This window comes from Arthrobacter sp. SO5 (genome assembly GCF_020532805.1).
GTDB lineage: Bacteria > Actinomycetota > Actinomycetes > Actinomycetales > Micrococcaceae > Arthrobacter.
This window is the reverse complement of the sequence record NZ_MQTQ01000104.1, coordinates 11,107-12,079: the sequence shown is the minus strand read 5'-3', so window position 1 is coordinate 12,079 and position 973 is coordinate 11,107. Positions and strand designations below refer to the sequence as shown.

The 973-nt window shown below is 61.9% G+C and carries 2 protein-coding genes; both read left to right on the top strand.

Translation table 11 applies throughout. From position 1 onward, the window contains the following. Nucleotides 1-378: DUF6326 family protein (locus BJG92_RS17870; RefSeq protein ID WP_232085321.1), on the top strand; the 378-nt coding region annotated here is incomplete at its 5' end. A 400-nt stretch (nt 379-778) separates the two neighbouring features. After that, the coding region (locus BJG92_RS17865; RefSeq protein WP_232085320.1) for a hypothetical protein at nt 779-973 on the top strand (195 nt) is incomplete at its 3' end.

Below are 973 nucleotides of genomic sequence, written 5' to 3'. Positions count from 1 at the left end.
TACTACCACCTCTACCAGCCCGGCGAAATCGACTTAATTCGCGGTGGCGTCATCTTCGAGTTCGACATCAGCGGCACACTGATGTCCATTTTCTTCGTGATTATCGCGATCCCGGCCCTGATGATCATGCTCTCCATGACGCTGCCCGCCCGTGTGAACCGCGCCACGAACCTCGTCGTTGCATCGCTGTACATCCCCGTCATGGTGTTCAACGCGGCAGGGGCGTCCTGGGACTACGCCTTTTACTACGCCCTCACTATCGGAGTCGAGGTGCTGATCCTGGCCTTCATCCTGCGCGCCGCCTGGACCTGGCCCCGAACCCCCGCCGTCCCAGCCGGTCCCGCGACAACTGACCTTCGCCAGGACCTTCGACAGTAGGTATCCATGCAAAGTCCTACGTCGTGAAACCCGCCGCCGCGGATACCGGGCCGACCGTGACCAGCTTATCCCCGGCGCCGGCTACCTCGATCGGACAGCTCACCTTCGCCGGCGCAGTCGTCCTGCTGATCTGGCTGATCGGTATTTGCGGCCGGATTTAACTAAGTGTCGCGCGAACGTCCCATCTGGGTACGTCAACCAGATTCAGGACCACCCGGACGGCTTGAACCAGGACCGCCGGGAGGCCGCTGGTGGGCAGTCCAGGCGGATGTGCACCGTGGGCATCGGACAATTGCTCGGCGGGCTGACCTCCCGGTTCAACGCCCTGGTACCGCCCCGGAAAAACCGATCCGAGGTTGGGGTGGAGCGCAATGTGACAGGTCGGCAATAGGATGCGGTCATGGCCGTCGAGATGCTCAAACCCTCGCCCCGGGGCAGGTGGGAAAAGGCCGCTGTCTCCTCGCAGTTCTGGCTGTTCTCTGTCGCGTTGTTTGTTTCAGGCGTCTTTCGCGATGACCTGGGCTTCTGGGGCTCCACGGCATTAGCTGTTGTCATCATGGGCCTTGGATCGGTCGTGCTCGTCCGCAAAGCTGTA